General features: G+C 59.4%; 14 protein-coding genes. 12 read left to right on the top strand and 2 right to left on the bottom strand.

What is annotated here, in order from left to right:
- Positions 1-469 precede the first annotated feature (469 nt).
- From rpmH to MLD04_RS07895, 7 genes are all read left to right on the top strand, one after another.
- Positions 470-604, top strand: a complete 135-nt coding sequence (rpmH, locus tag MLD04_RS07925; RefSeq protein ID WP_008940054.1) for a 50S ribosomal protein L34 — start codon at positions 470-472, stop codon at positions 602-604.
- Between the two features lie 14 nt (positions 605-618).
- A complete protein-coding gene (gene rnpA, locus MLD04_RS07920; RefSeq protein ID WP_008940053.1) occupies positions 619-1,026 on the top strand; it encodes a ribonuclease P protein component in 408 nt (135 codons plus the stop codon).
- On the top strand, positions 1,026-1,274 hold the full coding sequence (gene yidD, locus MLD04_RS07915; protein WP_248156641.1) for a membrane protein insertion efficiency factor YidD: 249 nt from the start codon (positions 1,026-1,028) through the stop codon (positions 1,272-1,274). The genes rnpA and yidD overlap by 1 nt, the downstream gene beginning before the upstream one ends.
- Before the next feature lie 4 nt (positions 1,275-1,278).
- Entirely contained in the window at positions 1,279-2,991 is a 1,713-nt protein-coding gene (yidC, locus tag MLD04_RS07910) for a membrane protein insertase YidC (protein WP_248156639.1), read from the top strand.
- Positions 2,992-3,068: 77 nt separating this feature from the next.
- On the top strand, positions 3,069-4,439 hold the full coding sequence (mnmE, locus tag MLD04_RS07905; RefSeq protein ID WP_248156631.1) for a tRNA uridine-5-carboxymethylaminomethyl(34) synthesis GTPase MnmE: 1,371 nt from the start codon (positions 3,069-3,071) through the stop codon (positions 4,437-4,439).
- 53 nt (positions 4,440-4,492) lie between these two features.
- Complete coding sequence (locus MLD04_RS07900; RefSeq protein WP_248156622.1) at positions 4,493-5,239, top strand: glycosyltransferase family 2 protein; 747 nt, start codon at positions 4,493-4,495, stop codon at positions 5,237-5,239.
- 1 nt (position 5,240) lies between these two features.
- Entirely contained in the window at positions 5,241-5,909 is a 669-nt protein-coding gene (locus MLD04_RS07895) for a TVP38/TMEM64 family protein (RefSeq protein WP_248156620.1), read from the top strand.
- 91 nt (positions 5,910-6,000) lie between these two features.
- Here MLD04_RS07895 and thpD read toward each other — a convergent pair whose 3' ends face one another.
- Positions 6,001-6,936, bottom strand: a complete 936-nt coding sequence (thpD, locus tag MLD04_RS07890; RefSeq protein ID WP_248156618.1) for an ectoine hydroxylase — start codon at positions 6,934-6,936, stop codon at positions 6,001-6,003.
- A 177-nt stretch (positions 6,937-7,113) separates the two neighbouring features.
- Positions 7,114-8,934 carry an acyl-CoA dehydrogenase C-terminal domain-containing protein gene (locus MLD04_RS07885; protein ID WP_248156616.1) on the bottom strand — a complete coding sequence of 607 codons (1,821 nt, stop codon included), beginning with the start codon at positions 8,932-8,934 and terminating at the stop codon, positions 7,114-7,116.
- Between the two features lie 251 nt (positions 8,935-9,185).
- On the opposite strand from MLD04_RS07885, the gene MLD04_RS07880 reads away from it, so the two are divergent.
- The 5 genes from MLD04_RS07880 (at position 9,186) to MLD04_RS07860 (ending at position 17,678) form a co-directional block, all read left to right on the top strand.
- On the top strand, positions 9,186-9,746 hold the full coding sequence (locus MLD04_RS07880) for a DUF3833 domain-containing protein (RefSeq protein ID WP_248156614.1): 561 nt from the start codon (positions 9,186-9,188) through the stop codon (positions 9,744-9,746).
- A 284-nt stretch (positions 9,747-10,030) separates the two neighbouring features.
- Positions 10,031-10,855, top strand: coding sequence for a tetratricopeptide repeat protein (locus tag MLD04_RS07875; RefSeq protein ID WP_248156612.1), 825 nt, complete (start codon positions 10,031-10,033; stop codon positions 10,853-10,855).
- A 36-nt stretch (positions 10,856-10,891) separates the two neighbouring features.
- Positions 10,892-13,219 (top strand): bifunctional diguanylate cyclase/phosphodiesterase, encoded by a 2,328-nt coding sequence (locus tag MLD04_RS07870; RefSeq protein WP_248156610.1) that lies wholly within the window; start codon positions 10,892-10,894, stop codon positions 13,217-13,219.
- Between the two features lie 211 nt (positions 13,220-13,430).
- A complete protein-coding gene (locus tag MLD04_RS07865; RefSeq protein WP_248156608.1) occupies positions 13,431-14,525 on the top strand; it encodes an efflux RND transporter periplasmic adaptor subunit in 1,095 nt (364 codons plus the stop codon).
- A 3-nt stretch (positions 14,526-14,528) separates the two neighbouring features.
- On the top strand, positions 14,529-17,678 hold the full coding sequence (locus tag MLD04_RS07860; RefSeq protein WP_248156606.1) for an efflux RND transporter permease subunit: 3,150 nt from the start codon (positions 14,529-14,531) through the stop codon (positions 17,676-17,678).
- The last annotated feature ends 9 nt before the right edge of the window (positions 17,679-17,687 follow it).

Raw genomic sequence — 17,687 nt, 5'->3', positions numbered from 1 at the left:
ACAGCCTTGTGTACAGGAAATTCTTTCTCGATGAGTTACCCACACCCCTGTGTGTACAGACCGCCTTCAAGCCTGTGTGAAACCGCGGGACGGATCCGTGGACAACTCAGGATTCAGATACGATCGCCACTTTCCCACATTTCGTAAGGCCTTCGTCCACAGGGCTCACGCGGTCTTTTCAAAACCCTTGTCAACGGTACACGTTATTGATTAATCGGACTAAAATCCGGTTTTCCACAGAAAAGGTCGGGCCTAATAACAGTAATAATAAATCCTTAAAGAATTCATAAAAGACTTATTGAATTTGTTAGTGTCGAGCGATCCACGCCAACACCGACAAAATCCGACCCGACACTGCCAATAACCATTGAATTTTCCCCGCCAGTTGCATAGAATGCCGCTCCTGTTTTGGCTGTACATTTTCCAGCCAGTTACTGAATTCCCAACTTTGAATTGTGAGATCGTCACCATGAAAAGAACGTTTCAACCGAGCGTCCTGAAGCGTAAGCGCGTCCACGGTTTCCGTGCCCGTATGGCCACTGCCAACGGCCGGAAGGTGCTGTCCCGTCGCCGTGCCAAGGGTCGCGCACGTCTGTCCGCGTAAGCCCTGTTCGCCTGATGAAGGCTTTGGGTTTTCCGAAATCACACCGTCTGTTACGGCCTGCGGATTACAGCAAAGTCTTCGACGACGTTAAGCTGAAGGTTCCGCACCGGAACTTTCTGATCCTGGCTACACCGAATGATCTCGGTCATGCCAGGGTCGGTTTGGTGTTCTCAAAACGGAACCTCAAACTTGCGGTCCAGAGAAATCGGGTCAAACGGCAGGTCAGGGAGACGTTCAGACACCAGAACGACCTCCCAGGCGTGGATATTGTGCTCCTTGGAAGACAGGGACTGGCCTCTCTCGATAATCCGACCCTCCAGAGCATCCTGAATGATCTCTGGCGCCGCCTGAAAAAAAAGTACCACCAATCATCGCCATCCCGTGCAGCTGAGTCACAGCCTGCCGGTAGAGGAACAGGGTAATGCGCAAATTATTGCTTCTGCCCATTCGCTTCTATCAGTACGCAATCAGTCCCATGATGGCGAGTCACTGCCGCCATTATCCCACCTGTTCGCAATACGCCGTTGAGGCCATCAGTCATCACGGAGCACTGAAAGGCTCCTATCTGACTGTCCGGCGTCTGGGCAGGTGTCATCCCTGGAGTGAAGGCGGCTACGATCCGGTTCCAGGCACTGAGCGTTTCACTCAAACCCCCCAGACCAGACAGTAATCCTATGGATATTAAACGCATTGTATTGTTTGCCGGCCTGGCGATTGTCAGTTATCTGATGGTGCTGGCCTGGAACGAGGATTATCACCAGGCGCCCCAGCCGACCGAAACGGCACAGGTGTCACAAGCAGACGGTTCTGCTTCGCACAGTGGTACCGACGGCATGCAGCTGCCCGGGGACAATTCGGGCACGGCAACCGGCGAAGAACTGACCACGCCGGAAACCCATCAGTCCAACGCACCGGCTGCAACTGATGGCAATCAGGTTGAAAACCGTTACATCACCGTTCGCACCGACGTTTATGACCTCAAAATCGATCGCGTGAGTGGCAACCTGGTTCAGGCTTCCCTGCTCAACTACTCCAAGTCCCTGAACAGCAAAGCGTCGCTGAAGCTTCTGAACAATACCCAGGAGCGTACCTACGTTCTGGAAAGTGGTCTGATTGGCCAGGACGGACCGGACAGCCAGCGTAATGGCCAAGCCCCGGTCTACCAGAGCCGGGCCACCAGCTACCAGCTCGAGGACGGTACCGATCAACTGACGGTCGACCTTACATTCGTAGCCGACAATGGCGTCAAAATCACCAAGCGCTATCAGTTCCAGCGGGACAGCTACGAAATCGGTGTTCGGTACCTGATTGACAACACCACCGACCAGCCCTGGAAAGCGAACTTCACCGGCAAGATCGTTCGCGATCAGTCTCCGGATCCCACCGCACAGACCAGCATGGGGATTCGCTCGTTTCTGGGACTGGTGCTCAGCTCGCCGGAAGATCCCTATGAAAAGCACAGCCTCGACGATCTGAAGGACACCAAGATCAATCGAACGGTCAATGGCGGCTGGATGGCGTTTCTCCAGCATTACTTCCTGAGCGCCTGGATTCCGACGAAAGACGTTCCTGCCCAGTTCCAGAGCACGCATCGTGGCAATCTGAATGTCATGGGCTTTGTTTACCCGGCAACCGAAGTCGCGCCTGGAGAAACCGCCGAGGTCGGTGGCAATATCTATGTCGGGCCCAAAATCATCGACCGTCTTGAGACCGTTGCTCCGAACCTCGACCGTACCGTTGATTTCGGCTGGCTGTTCTTTATCTCCCTGCCGCTTTTCTACGTCCTCCAGTGGTTCCATGGCCTGCTCGGCAACTGGGGCGTATCAATCATTCTCCTGACGGTCTGTGTCAAGGCGCTGTTCTTCCATCTGTCCGCCACCAGTTACCGGTCAATGGCGAAGATGCGGGCAGTGGCACCTCAGCTTACCCGCCTGAAGGAGCTCTACGGCGACGATCGTCAGCGAATGTCGCAGGAGATGATGGCGCTCTACAAGCGGGAAAAAATCAATCCGCTGGGCGGCTGCCTCCCGATCCTCGTGCAGATGCCGGTCTTCATCTCCCTGTACTGGGTACTGTTTGAGAGTGTTCAGTTGCGACATGCACCGTTCATCCTGTGGATCCACGATCTGTCACAGATGGACCCGTATTTCATACTGCCAATTCTGATGGGTGCGAGCATGTTCCTGCAGACCCATCTGAATCCGACACCACCGGATCCGATGCAGGCCAAGATCATGAAGCTGATGCCTCTGGTCTTTACCGTCTTCTTCCTGTGGTTCCCGGCGGGTCTGGTACTGTACTGGCTGACCAACAACATTCTGTCGATCACCCAGCAGTACTACATTACCCGCAAGATCGAGGCGGAAACGGCAGCCAGGAAGAGCTGACCCGGCTCATGCCTGAATGCTGATCCGACAGAGGCTCCTTCCGGGAGCCTCTGTCATTTCAAAGGAAAGCGACTGCCATGCAACACACCACCGATACCATTGCTGCAATTGCCACCGCTCCGGGCCAGGCCGGCGTCGGTATCGTTCGTGTGTCCGGCCCTGAGGCCCGGGCAATCGCTGAAACCATGCTTGGTTTCCAGCCCCGTCCCCGCTATGCCCACTACGGTCCCTTCCAGGATTCCCGGGGCGCACTGATTGACGAGGGCATCGGGCTGTTTTTCCCGAACCCGCACTCCTTTACCGGCGAGGACGTGTTCGAGTTACAGGGCCACGGTGGCACCGTCATTCTTGACCTCCTGCTTCGGGAAGTGTGCAGCCTGGGTGCCCGCCTCGCCCGCCCCGGGGAATTTTCCGAGCGGGCGTTCCTGAACGACAAACTGGACCTGGCGCAGGCCGAGGCTATTGCCGATCTGATCGAGAGCAGTTCGGAGCAGGCCGCCCGGTGTGCGGTACGATCGATGCAGGGTGTGTTCTCCCGTCGGATTGATGCGTTGGTTGAAGCTGTGACGCATCTCCGGATCTACGTGGAAGCGGCGATCGATTTTCCAGAGGAAGAGATCGATTTTCTCGCCGATGGCAAAGTCGCGGCAGACCTGAAGGATCTGATTGAACAGGTTGGAACGATCCTCCAGGAAGCCCAGCAGGGCACCATTCTGCGGGACGGTATGAAAGTGGTGATCGCAGGTCGGCCCAATGCTGGAAAATCCAGCCTTCTCAATGCCCTGGCCGGTCGTGAGGCTGCCATTGTCACAGCCATTGAGGGCACTACCCGCGATGTCCTCAGGGAACATATTCACATTGATGGCATGCCGTTGCACATCATTGATACCGCCGGTCTGCGGGACAGTCCCGATGAGGTGGAGCAGATCGGGATCGCCCGGGCCTGGGATGAAATCCGCGGTGCCGACCGCATCCTCCTGATGGTGGATGCGACTACCACGGACAAGACCGAACCCCATGATATCTGGCCGGATTTCATCGATCGCCTGCCCGTGGGGGCGCCAATTACCGTCATTCGCAACAAGGTCGACCTCTCCGGTGAGCCGGTGGGCATTGCTTCCGAACCCCACCAGGCCGCACCGGTGATTCGCCTGGCGGCCAAATCGGCCGAGGGGCTGGAGGTTCTCAGGGATCACCTGAAGCAGTGTATGGGGTTTGTCACCACCACCGAAGGTGGCTTCCTGGCCCGGCGCCGCCATCTGGATGCACTGGAACGGGCGCAGGACTCGCTCCGTCAGGGGCAGGCGCAACTGGAGGGATTTGGCGCAGGAGAATTGCTGGCAGAGGACCTTCGCAGCGCCCAGGATGCGCTGGGTGAAATCACCGGTCACCTGACACCGGATGAGCTGCTTGGTAAAATTTTCTCCAGTTTCTGTATTGGTAAATAGCATGGCCGGTTTCCTTTGCCGGCCGAGAACCTTCAAGGCTAGGTCACATCATAATGGGCCCAGGTAAATCCTTTTCCGTCGTCATCCCCGTCATGAACGAAGCGGACAGCATCGCCAAGCTGATCACCGAAATTCATGCGGCACTGAAGGACTATCCCGGGTTCGAGATTGTGGTCGTCGACGACGGCAGCACTGACCAGACCCTGGAAGTGGCCATGTCCACTGCAAAATCGCTTGATTGTCCTTTGCAGGCCGTACGGCACGCCCAGAACCGGGGCCAGAGCGCTGCGGTGAAAACCGGCGTCCGTTACGCCCGGGGCGAACTCATTGTCACCATCGATGGTGATGGCCAGAACGATCCGGCGGATATTCCTGCGATGCTGGCCAAAGCCGATACCATCGAAGCACGTGACTATGTGGTGGCCGGCTATCGGAAAAACCGCAAGGACACCTCCTGGAAGCGCTTCCAGTCACGGGTGGCAAATCGGGTCCGCGATGCCCTGCTCCACGATGGGGTTCCCGATACCGGTTGCGGACTGAAACTGTTGCCCAGGGAAACCTTCCTGAATTTTCCCTGGTTCAATCACGGCCATCGTTTTATCCCCGCGCTGGTGCGGGCACTGGGTGGCACCGTTGAGGTCGTCGAAGTCAACCATCGGCCTCGGGAACAGGGCGTCTCCAAATACAACGCCTGGAACCGTGCCTGGGTCGGTCTGGTAGATCTGCTGGGGGTCATGTGGCTGACCCGCCGAACCCCGGTGATCCGCATCAGCGAACATCAGGAAACCGGGCATTCGTGATATGAAACGTTGGGTCAAACCCGTTCTGTTTCTCCTGGTGGCGGGAGTGGGCGCTTTTGCCATCAGCCAGGGCTGGCTGGATGTTCTGGCAGACCAGCAGCAACTTTCCCGTTACCTCAACGAACACGGGGTGACCGGGTACCTGTTGATTGCCCTGGCCGGGGGCGTATATACCGCCCTGGGTGCCCCCCGTCAGTTGCTGGCCTTTATCTGTGGGTTTGCAATGGGGGTGTCCCTGGGAACGGTGTTTTCCACCCTGGCCACCACGCTGGGCGCCGCCGCCTGTTTCTATACCGCTCGCCTGCTGCTGCGGCCGACCCTGACCCGCCGTTTCGGGCGTCGAATGGCTGCGTTTGACCGGGCGGTGATCGACGATCCCCTGCTGAAAATTATGCTCATCCGCCTGTTACCGGTGGGCAGTAACCTGCTGACCAATCTGGTGGGCGGAGCCTCCGGCATCCGGGCTTTTCCCTTCCTGGCCGGCAGTGCCCTGGGGTACATTCCCCAGATGCTGGTGTTTGCCCTGGCCGGAGCGGGGTTCGGCAACGCCAATCACTATCCGGTGCTTTTGGGGGCTGCCGGTTTTGTTGTTGCGTCCGCCATCGGTGCCATGCTGTATCGTAACCGCCGTGTCCGGAATCTTTCCGCCACTGTGTCTGACGAGTTCTAACGAGTCCTATGCCCGTTTCCAGAATGTTTCCGTTCTGGCCCGTCCTGAAATCGCTTTAAAACTATTTCAGGACGGGGCCCTTCAACCGAGTTTAACCGGTCCGCTGGAAATGGTTCCTCTCGAAGGGGGTGAGTGCCTCGGTATTGGTCCGGTTACCAAGGAATTCCGGCCGTGGCTTGTTGCCACAGAATGGTGCCTCCAGCTGGTTTTCCACACTGTTGTAGACAAAGAACAGATTGCTCCTTGGCCAGGGCGACATGTTGGCGTTGGACGCGTGCAGGGTGTTGCACTCGAAGATAATCAGGGAACCGGCTGGCCCGGTGGGTGCCTTGATACCGTGTTCATCCGCCAGGCGCGCCAGATCCTGGTCATTGGGTACACCGAGTTCCTGCTTTTTCAGGGATGACTGATAGTTGTCCTCCGGCGTGCGGCCGACGCAGGGCACAAAACGCTTGTGGGAGCCCGGAATCAACATCAGCGGCCCATTGAATGGCGTATTGTCGGTCAGGGCGATGGAGAAGCTCACCGCGCGCATCCTGGGCATACCATCTTCCGCGTGCCAGGTTTCGAAATCGGAGTGCCAGTCGAAACCCTTGCCATGAAACCCGGGTTTGAAATTGATCCGCGACTGGTGGATATAGGCATCGCTGCCGAGCAGCTGGCGCACCATGGCCAGGATCTTCGGATCACGGGTGAGCCGGTCGAATCGGTCAGACAGTTCATGAATGCCGAAAATCGAGCGGATTTCCTGTTTGCCCGGTTCTGTGATGGTGCCCTCGGAGCGGAGAATGCGGTCGTCGTCTTCGTAGGCACTGAGATCGTCCCGGAATTGGCGGACGGTGGCCGGATCAAGGAAGTTGTTGAACACCAGGAAGCCGTCGCGTTCGTATTGCGCCAGCTCGGCTTCGCTGAGCGGACCGTCCCGGCGATCTTCGTCGGTGCTGTGAACCACAGGGTCCTTGCGTTCGAAGCTCGGTGTCGGGCGTTCCAGGCGGGTCGGATAAAAGTCGTCAGTACGAGTTTCCATATTCGAACCTCCTTCTTTTATGTTCCGTATGATTGGTTCTTATCTCTGTATTTCCCTTTCACCTCAGAGAGTTAATGAAGGTATACCGGAAAGGCAGTGTGAGTATGGGGTTGTCCGCGTCAATTTCAAGGAAAAATCCCCGGAGGTGAATCCTCCGGGGCAAAACTCACCGGTGGGTCAATCGGTGAAGGCCATCTGATCCGGCTCGATCTGCATCAGATTTTTCGCCGGGCTGAGCATGCTGGTGGCGTGGGTCTGGGCCCGCGGCAGCAGGCGTTCGAAATAGAACTCGGCAGTGGCCAGTTTGGCCCGATAGAAATCTTCGGATTGCTCACCGCCGTTATCGAGTTTATCCACAGCCACGGCGGACTGGCGCAACCACATGAACGCCATGGTGACGTAGCCGCTGTACATCAGGAAATCGTTAGAGGCGGCGCTGACCAGGTCGCGGTCCTTGCGGGCGGCCAGCATCAGGCGCATGGTCAGGACGTTCCACTGAGCGGTGAGCTTGAGCAGTTCCACCGAGTACGAGCGTAAACGCTTGTCCGCCACATGCTTGCGGGCGAAATTGGCAATCTTGAGGGTAAAGTCACGGACTGCGCCACCCTGGGTCATCAGCAATACTTTCCGTCCCAGAAGATCCAGCGCCTGGATACCGGTGGTGCCCTCGTACAGTGTGGCGATGCGGGTATCCCGGACGATCTGTTCCATTCCATGCTCGCGGATATAGCCGTGGCCACCGAATACCTGCATGCCCAGGTTCGTGCACTCGTAGCCAAGCTCGGTCAGGAAGCCTTTCAGGATGGGGGTGAGGAAGCCCAGTTTGTCGTCGTATTTCTCGACCTTCTTGTCATCGCCCTGGGTGTGACCCTCCACCATATGGTCGGCCAGCCGGGCGGCGTAATACAGCATGGCCCGGCCACCCTCGGCCACGGCCTTCTGGGTCAGCAGCATCCGGCGGACGTCGGCGTGGTGGAGAATGGAATCGGCCACCTGATCCGGGTCCTTTTTGCCGGACAGTGCCCGCATGGAGCGACGCTCCCGGGCATAGTCCAGCGCCCACTGGTAGGACAGCTCGGCCGGACCAACGCCCTGGATCGCGGTGCCGATCCGGGCCGTGTTCATGAAGGTGAACATGCACTCCAGGCCCTGGTTCTTCGGACCGATCAGGAAGCCCTTGGCGTCGTCGAAGTTCATCACGCAGGTGGCGGAGGCCTTGATGCCCATTTTTTTCTCAAGGCTGCCGCAGGTCACGCCGTTACGCTCACCCACGCCGCCGTCCTCGTTGGGCAGGAACTTGGGCACGATGAACAGGCTGATACCCCGGGTCCCCTTGGGGGCATCCGGAAGGCGGGCCAGCACGATGTGGACGATGTTTTCAGTCAGGTCGTGTTCCCCGGACGAAATGAAAATCTTGGTGCCGGTGACCCGGTAGCTGCCGTCTTCCTGGGGTTCCGCTCTGGTTTTCACCTGGCCCAGGTCTGTGCCGCACTGGGGCTCGGTGAGACACATGGTGCCCCCCCAGCGACCTTCGGTCAGCGGGACCAGGTAGGTCTGTTTCTGGTCTTCACTGCCGTGCAGATAAATCGTGTTCATTGCCCCCAGCGAGAGGCCCGGATACATGGAGAAGGGCCAGTTGGCGGTACCCATCATTTCCTGTTTGAACAGGCCCATGGAGGCCGGCAGGCCCTGGCCACCGTATTCTTCTGGCGCCGACAGACCCTGCCAGCCACCCATCATGTACTGGTTGTACGCATCCTTGTAGCCGGCGGGCGTGGTGACTTCGCCGTTCTCGAGTTTGCAGCCTTCCTCGTCGCCGGACTGGTACAGCGGGCTCAGGACTTCCTCGCAGAAGCGGCCGCACTCGGAGAGAATGGCATCGACAATGTCCGGCGTCGCGTTCGCGCCGCTCTCCAGGGACGCGTAATGCCCGGGGTAGTTGAACACTTCGTTGAGCAGAAATTTCATGTCGCGCAAGGGCGCCTTGTAAACCGGCATAACGAATCCTCGGTAACGATTATCTGTGATGAATTCCGCGGGAGGTGGTCCTCCAATGCTTTTTGTTTTACGCCAATCCCCACGGTCTGCCATTGACGAAAAGCACCGGTCGGTCTGTCACCAAAGACAATTGGCCGAAATGACGACACCAGACTCTGACGGCCGTACTCGTCTGATCGAAGCGCCAGCGCCCAGCGTATGCACTGTGGAGTCTGTTCCGACCAACGCGACAATCGGGGAGTGAAAACATCATGCAAAGGTCTGCGGTTCGAGCATGGAAATCTGAGCTGAAAACGCTGGTGTGTCTGTCTTTTGCGGTGGCGATCCTGAGCGGTTGTGCGTCTCCGTCGCTCGACGATTACCGGGGGCGCACCCCAACGCTGGTGCCCCAGCAGTTTTTCCAGGGCACCCTGTCTGCCCGTGGTGTGGTGAAAAATTTCTCGGGGAAAGTCATCCGGACCTTTGACGCAGACATCGAGGCCTCGTGGGACAGCAATGGTGTGGGAACCCTGAACGAGGTGTTCCGGTTCAGCGATGGTGAGATCCAGAAACGGGTCTGGACGCTGACGCCCAACGATGAGGGGTACCGTGCCAACGCCGGGGATGTGGTGGAACCGGGAACCATGCGCTGGCAGGGCAACGCCATCAATATGAACTATGTCCTGAGGGTGGCCTACGGCGATGGCACCATTGACCTGCGTATGGACGACTGGATGTATCTGGTGGCCCCGGGAACCGTGATCAACCAGACGACCATGAGTAAATGGGGTGTCGATGTCGGTGAACTGGTGCTGGTGATCCAGAAGCAGTAACGGACTGTCGTGGCGTCCCTGCGAAAGGCAGCCTTGAGCTTATGTGGGCATATCTGAAACAATCACGGTATCGTGGTTGCTGACCTGGTGAGGTTCCGGCCTGTCCGAGCCCACTGAACAGACGACGTTGCAGGGAGAGAATCAGTTTCGAGGCGATGGTGCTGGCGAATCGTTGGCCGGGGATCTCAGGGCTGCGCAGGACGCACGAACAGATTACCGGCGCGAGTTGGGCCGATGGTCTGAATGCACAATTTCCAGCAGTGTTTGCATTGGTAACCGACACCATGGCCTCAGGTTCTGATCACCGAAAATTTCACCTCCATCCGGGCTGCCTGGTGGTGGCGCTTGCGCTGCTGATGTCGGGTTGTGCCACCTTTGAGCCGGCTTCGACCGCCGGGCCTTCTTCGGAGCCGACGGATCGGACCGCTGGCACTGATAAAACCATGATCACCCTCGAGGCGGAACGGAATTCCCTGTTCAACCAGCCTTACATCGACCCGCTGACGGATTACCTTCGCGCCCATGAAGGTGATCGGTCGCGGGCCGCCCTGGTCAACGACGTCAGGCAGGAGCGGGCAAGACGTTGCGAAGCTGTGGCCCGAAAGTACGACAGCAAACCGCCGACCGAGGCTTCGCTGGAGACCTACCGGGCCGGCTATCAATACTCCTGCCCGCAGCAGGTCCGTGATTTTGCCCAACGCGTCAGGCAGCACAGGGCGACGTCGGGGCAGACCGACAAGAACCCGAAACTTGCACCCAGTGAGCGCAGCAACTGTTATCTGCTTACCAGCATCCGGAATTTCACAGAGGCGAAACAGGCCTGCCTGGAACCGGCCGAGCAAGGTGATGTCAGGGCGCAGGCCAATATGGCCGTTATCTCCCGGGCGTTCGAGCAGTATCCGGAAGCCGTGGCCTGGGCAAGGAGAGCAGCGCCGCAATCTGCAGAAGCCTGTTTGGTCCTGGGTCGGCTGTACGAATCAGGTCTGGGCGTTGAAGCCGACACTGAGCTTGCCGCGCAATGGTACAGAAAGGCGATCGATCTCGGGAATGAGGACGCCCAGACTGCCCTCCAGGCGCTACTCACCCAATCTGCCCGGGCAAAACACTGATCAGACACCGGGTAGACGGGCCCAGAGGACGAGCGAATGCCATTTCGATTTTTGAGGGCTCCCACACTCAGGCATGTCATCCTGTGGCTGCTTGCCAGTCTGATCGTGGTTTTTCTTGCCGGTCTCCTGTTGTTGTCCCGCCTCAACCTCAGTTATTCCCAGGACGCCCTCTCCGAGTTGCGTCGTGAGCAAATCCGGCAAGTGGTGTCGGCCGGGCTGGCCAGAATCGATGCGCGGCAGAAAGCCCTGGTCAGCTATACGGTCACCCTTGCCAACATCGGAGAAAGTTTTTACCGCTTGTCGGCGAACCGGGCTGCGTCGGACACCGCCTCGCTTCGGGCCGACATCGAAAAGGCGCTGCAGGCACATCTTGCGGATTTGCAGGGTGTATCGGCGGCAGGTCTCTGGTTCGAGCCGGGTGTACTGGGCGAGGGTGGTCGCAGCTATATGCCCTATTACACCGTGGCGCCGGATAACCGGGAACCGGTTCGGCAGAACACCGAAGCCCTCTACGTTGATTACCATGAAGCGCCCTGGTATGCCCATACCCTCGGCGATGGACCCGAACTGAACGACGCCAGGACCGGCCAGGTCTACTGGTCGCCGGTGTATTTTGATCTCAGTACGGAGCGTGCCGTGTTGGCCCTTGCCAGTCCGATGTTTGACCAGAACGGTCGCCTCCTGGGTATGGCCACCACAGAGTGGAACGCGAGCAGTATTATCGATCTGGTCAGTCAGGTAACCGTAACGCCTAACAGTTTTGCGTTCCTCAATGACCAGAATAACCGAAACCTGTCGAGCCTCAGTCAGGGTGAGGACAGCCGGCAGGAACAGGCGCTGATCGATGCCATTCTGGCCAGGCATCTGGGCGATTCCCTGGCCGATCGCTCCGGGGATGGACCATCGAGCCTCGCCGATCAGTCGTTGGATGTGGCCGGGATCAGGTACGAACTCTATTACGCCGGCACCGCTGGTGGCATGGTCTACGGAGCGGGCGTACCGGAGGCCGAGGTCATGGCAGTATTGCGGCCGATGGAGCAGATCAACCGGCAGATTCTTCTGGCCACGGTAGCCGCCCTGCTGCTGATCAGTGGTTTTCTGGTTTACCGTATTGTGGTTCTGATTCGGGAACTCCAGGCGTCCTACACGGATGAACTCACCGGGCTGCCAAACCGGGCCCGCCTCCTGAGGGATCTGAAAGCCCGCCAGGGCGCTGCATTATTGTTGTTGAACCTGGATCGGTTCAATCAGATTAACAGCCTGTTTGGGACACTGTGTGGTGATCATGTGCTGATCGCCATTGCCACCCGGTTTTCAGAATTGAAGCGATACCGTTCGGTCAGATCGATTTATCGCCTGCCGGGCGATGAGTTCGCGGTGTTGATGGAGTTCTCCTCCGAGCAGGAGGTCCAGACAATGGCGGATGCCATGAGGGATCTTGTGTCGGAACAGCGGGTGCAGTGGAAGAATCAGCCCCTGGCACTTGATGCCAGCGTCGGGATGGCGATTCGCGAGACACCCCAGGCCGGTGCACCCGCGGACCAGCTGGTCAGTCAGGCCAAGACGGCGGTGTTACTGGCCCGTGAACAGGGGCAATACAAACGCCTGCACGATCCGGACAGTGGTATCGAAGAGTCCTACGAGCACAACCTGTTCTGGGCCAATCGCCTGAAGGAGGCCATTTCCCAGAATTGCCTGGTGCCCTGGTTCCAGCCGATTCATGACAACCGGCGGGGAGGGATCACCAAATACGAATGTCTGGTGCGGATCAGTGAGCCGAATGGCGATATTGTCAGCGCCGGCCGGTTTGTTGATATTGCCTACAAACTCCGGCTCAACCGCGCCATTACGGCACTGATGGTGGAACAGTGTTTCCAGATCTTCCGGGAGCGGGACGAAGAGTTCTCGATCAACCTGTCCTATGGCGATATCGCCGATCCCACCACCGTGGACCGGATTCTGACCGTTCTGAAGGCGTCGGGAATGGGTCACCGCGTCATTTTCGAGATTCTGGAATCAGACGGTATTGAAAATTACGACGAAATCCACTCGTTCATTGATCAGGTCCGTCCCTACGGCTGCCGTATCGCCATCGACGATTTCGGGACCGGCTACTCCAATTTCAGTCACATCCTGAGTATGGAAGTCGATTTCATCAAGATCGACGGAAGTCTGATTCGCCACATTCATGAGGACGAGACTGCCCTTCTCGTTACCCGGGGCATTGTCCAGTTTGCCCGGAGCCTGAATATCCAGACCGTGGCAGAGTTTGTTCATAACGAACAGGTACAGGCCCGGGTTGAAGAATTGGGCATCGATTTCTCCCAGGGTGAGTTTTTCGGTATGGCCCGACCGGAACTCTGATCGCCGGGGCCCTGCCTGACGTATCTATTACCAGTCCACACCCGAATGCCATTCCGGGACTGAAAGTGTAAAAGTCGTGCAAAGCGCCTCGCCCGGGCTGTGGAAGCCGGTCGCGGTTTCTATAATGTCGCTGGTGCGTTTTGCTCACTCAGGCGCCGGCCATGCCCGGACATCACCTGAAGAAACCGATTAGAGAACGTCTGGAAAGCCTATGTGGAAACAGTGGTTGGTTGCGCTGTGTCTGGTTGCGGTGGCCGTTGCCGGGGCAATGGTATACCTGAATCTGAGTGAGGGAGACGCTGCCCAGGCCAGCCGGGAGCGGCCACCCGCTGCCGTGCACACCCTCCTGCCCCACGAAGAACGGGTACGGGATGTGGTGAACGCAGTGGGCAATCTGAAAGCCCCGGATGCGGTCGGGCTGACCACCGAAGTCAGTGGCCGGGTCGTGGCGATCCATCTGGAGGCCGGTGCCCGGGTCCGACAGGGCGAACTGCTTCTGCGCCTGGATGATCGTCAGGCCCGTGCCGATATCGCGGAAATCGAGGCCCGGTTGGCGGACGCCCGCCGTCAGCTGGAACGCGCGTCCCGGTTGCGCTCCAACAACAGCATCTCCCAGTCCCAGGTGGACGAACTGCGGACCGCCGTCGATGTGGCACATGCGCAACGTCAGGCGGCCCAGGTGAGCCTTGAGAACCACCGGATCCGGGCGCCGTTCGAGGGTGTGGTCGGGCTTTCGGATGTCTCCATCGGCGCCTATATCACCGCCGGCACCCGTATCACCACGCTGGACTCCACGGAACAGATGGAACTGAACTTCTCGGTACCCGAGCGGTTCCTGGGGCATGTGCGCCAGGGGCAGGAGGTCCGGGGCAGTTCCCCGGCCTATCCGGGCGAAACCTTCGAGGGCGAACTGGTGGAACTGGGGACCCGGGTAGACGAGCTGAGCCGGACGCTGCCGGTCCGGGCCAGGATCGACAACCCCGAAGGCCGGTTGCGTCCGGGCCAGTTCATGTCCGCCACCCTGACCCTGCAGCAGCGCCAGGCCCTGGTCATTCCGGAACAGGCCGTCCTGGTCCGGGGCGATGAGACCTTTGTGTTCGTGGCCCGCGATGGCGTCGCCCGACGTACCTCGGTGACGCTGGGCTCCCGCAAGCCCGGTCTGGTGGAAGTGGTCTCCGGGCTGGCACCGGACGATCCGGTGATTGTTACCGGTCAGGACCGGCTCAGCTCCGGAGACCGGATTCGCGTCCTCGAGGGGGACAATGCGATACCGCCGAACCGGTTTGATCCCGCGCGGGAGTCCTGATCCGTGATCCTCTCCGACATCTCCATCAAGCGGCCGGTCTTCGCCACGGTCCTCAGCCTGCTGATTGTTGTCTTCGGCCTGTCCGCCCTGATGGGCCTGCCGGTCCGGGAATACCCGGATATTGATCCCCCGGTGGTGTCCATTTCCACCGATTACACCGGGGCCGCCGCGGAGGTTGTGGATACCCAGATTACGCAGGTGATCGAAGGGGCCATCAGTGGCATCGAAGGCATCCGCTCCATCGAATCCTCCACCGAGCAGGGCGAATCCCGGACCAGCATCGAGTTCAACCTCTCCCGGGATGTGGACATTGCCGCCAACGATGTCCGGGATGCTGTCTCACGGGTGGCCAACCAGCTGCCCGACGAGGCCGATGCACCGGTGGTGCGCAAGGCCGATTCCGACGCCCGGCCAATGATGTGGATCACCCTGCGCAGCTCGGTCTGGGACAGCGCAGAGCTGAGTGACTATGCCGACCGGGTGCTGTCAGATCGCCTGTCCGTGCTGGATGGCGTGGCAGATGTGCGTATTGGTGGCGAGCGGCGTTATGCCATCCGGATCTGGCTGGACCGGGAGCGCCTCGCGGCCCGGGATATTACCGTGGCCGAGGTGGAGCAGGCGTTGCGGGCGAACAACGTGGAATTGCCGGCGGGTTCGGTGGATTCCTCGACCCGTAATTTCACCGTCCGGGCAGAGGGCCGGTTATCCACCGTGGAGCAGTTTCGAAACCTGGTGATTCGCCGGGATGGCAATGACCTGTTGCGCCTGGACGACGTTGCCAACGTCCAGATGGGGGTAGAGTCCGATGTCAGCCGTCTTCGGGCCAATGGTCAGACCGCCATCGGCATGGGCGTTATCCGGCAGTCCAAGGCCAACACCGTGGCGGTCTCCGACGCGGTTCGGGCGGAGCTCGACCGGATCCGGGACACACTGCCCCCGGAAGTGTCCATTGCCGAAAGCTACGACGAATCCATTTTTATCCGGGCATCGATCAAGGAAGTAATGACCACCCTGGCGATTGCCGTCTCCCTGGTCATCCTGGTGATCTTCCTGTTCCTGCGCTCCTGGCGCGCGACCCTGATTCCGGCCGTGACCATTCCGGTGGCGGTGATTGGCGCCTTTATCGGTCTGGGATTCCTTGGCTTTTCCATCAACGTCCTGACCCTGCTGGCGGTGATCCTGGCCATCGGTCTCGTGGTGGACGACGCGATCGTCATGCTGGAGAACATTCAGCGCCGCATCGACAATGGCGAGCCACCGCTACTGGCCGCCTACCGGGGTGCGAAACAGGTGGCGTTTGCGGTGATTGCCACCACCCTGACCCTGGTGGCCGTGTTCGTGCCGATCTCCTTTATGGGAGGCAACATCGGACGGCTGTTTGCCGAATTCGGGTTCACCCTGGCGGCGGCGGTGGTGGTTTCCAGCGTGGTGGCCCTGACCCTGGCGCCAATGCTCTGCTCGAAATGGCTCAGGCACAGTCCGGAGACCGCCGAGGGGCACCGGTTGTGGGCCGCCAGTGAGAAAGTCCTGAACGGGTTGACCCAGGGCTATGCCCGCCTGTTGCGCTTCTCGCTCGCCCGGCCGGGACTGCTGATTGGCCTTGGTCTGGCCGGGCTGATTGCCGCGGTGGCCATTTTCCCGCGACTGCCCCAGGAGCTGGCTCCGACCGAGGACCGGGGTGTCATTATCATGCCCACCAAGGCGCCCCGCGGTTCCACCGTCGAATTCACCGATTTCTATGTCCGCAAGGCGGAAGAAAAACTGTTGCCCTATCTGGACGACGGCATTGCCAACCGCCTGCTGTCCATCGTTGGCTTCCGGGATGAGGAAGACAACGCGTTCATGATCATGGGGCTGGTTCCCTGGGAGCAGAGAGACATCAAACAGCAGCAGGTGACCAACGAGATCCGACGCAAACTCGGGGATATTTCCGGCGTTCGCACCGTGGCCATCAATCCGCCTGGTCTGGGCCAGCGTGGTTTCAGCCAGCCGGTGGAGTTCGTGGTCGCGGGTCCGGACTACGAATCGGTCCAGCGCTGGAGCCAGGAGATCGTTGAGCGGGCAAAGGACAATCCACAACTGTTGAACCTGGAGACCGATTTTGAACTGACCCGGCCGGAGTTACGGGTCAATATCGACCGGGAACGGGCGGCAGACCTGGACATCACCGTGCAGGACGTGGGGCTGACCCTGCAGACCATGCTCGCCTCCCGGCAGGTGACGACCTATCTGGATCGGGGCCGGGAGTACGATGTTATTGTCCAGGCGGCTGACAGTGACCGGGCCACACCGGAAGACCTGGGCCAGATTTTCCTGCGGCCCCGGGACGGTGGTCGTCTGATCCCCCTGCAATCCCTGGTGTCGGTCCGGGAAATCGGCGCCAATCCGGACCTGCGCCGGATCGACCGGCTGCCCGCGGTGGTGATCAGCGCGTCCCTGGCGGAAGGGTACGACCTGGGGTCGGCGCTCACCTACCTGAACAATCTGGCTGTGGATAACCTGCCACCCGAGGCCCGGGTGAGTTACCAGGGACTGTCCCGGGAGTTCCAGGAATCCTCCAACGCCATTTACGTTACCTTCGGCCTGGCGTTCATCATCGTGTTCCTGGTGCTGGCGGCGCAGTTCGAGAGCTGGATCCATCCCCTGATCATCATGCTGACCGTTCCACTGGCGGTTACCGGGGCCCTGTTTGCGCTGCTCTGGTCCGGCATCAGTCTGAACATTTACAGTCAGATCGGCATCATCATGCTGCTGGGATTGATGGCGAAGAACGGCATCCTCATCGTTGAGTTCGCCAACCAGCTCAGGGACAAGGGTTACGAGGTTCGTGACGCCATCCTCGAGGGAGCGGTTCTGCGGTTCCGCCCGGTGCTGATGACCACCATTTCCACGATCTTCGGCGCGGTGCCGCTCGTGGTTGCCACCGGTGCGGGTGCCGAAAGCCGGGCCGCCATCGGCATGGTCATTCTTGGTGGGCTGGTTTTCGCGACGACCCTGACGCTGTTTCTGATTCCGGTGCTGTACAACCTTCTTGCCCGGTTCGCCAAATCCGCCAATGCGGTGGAACGGGAGCTGGAACGCCAGGCCTCGGTGGGCAGTGGCGGCGCGGCCGGTATGACATCGACGCCGTCAAAGCGGGCGGACGATTTCTGAGCGGGCCCT

Origin of the sequence: Marinobacter koreensis, from assembly GCF_023156285.1 — a bacterium.
GTDB classification, from domain to species: domain Bacteria; phylum Pseudomonadota; class Gammaproteobacteria; order Pseudomonadales; family Oleiphilaceae; genus Marinobacter; species Marinobacter koreensis.
The sequence above is the reverse complement of the archived record's forward strand: the minus strand, read 5'-3'. Positions and strand labels throughout refer to the sequence as shown.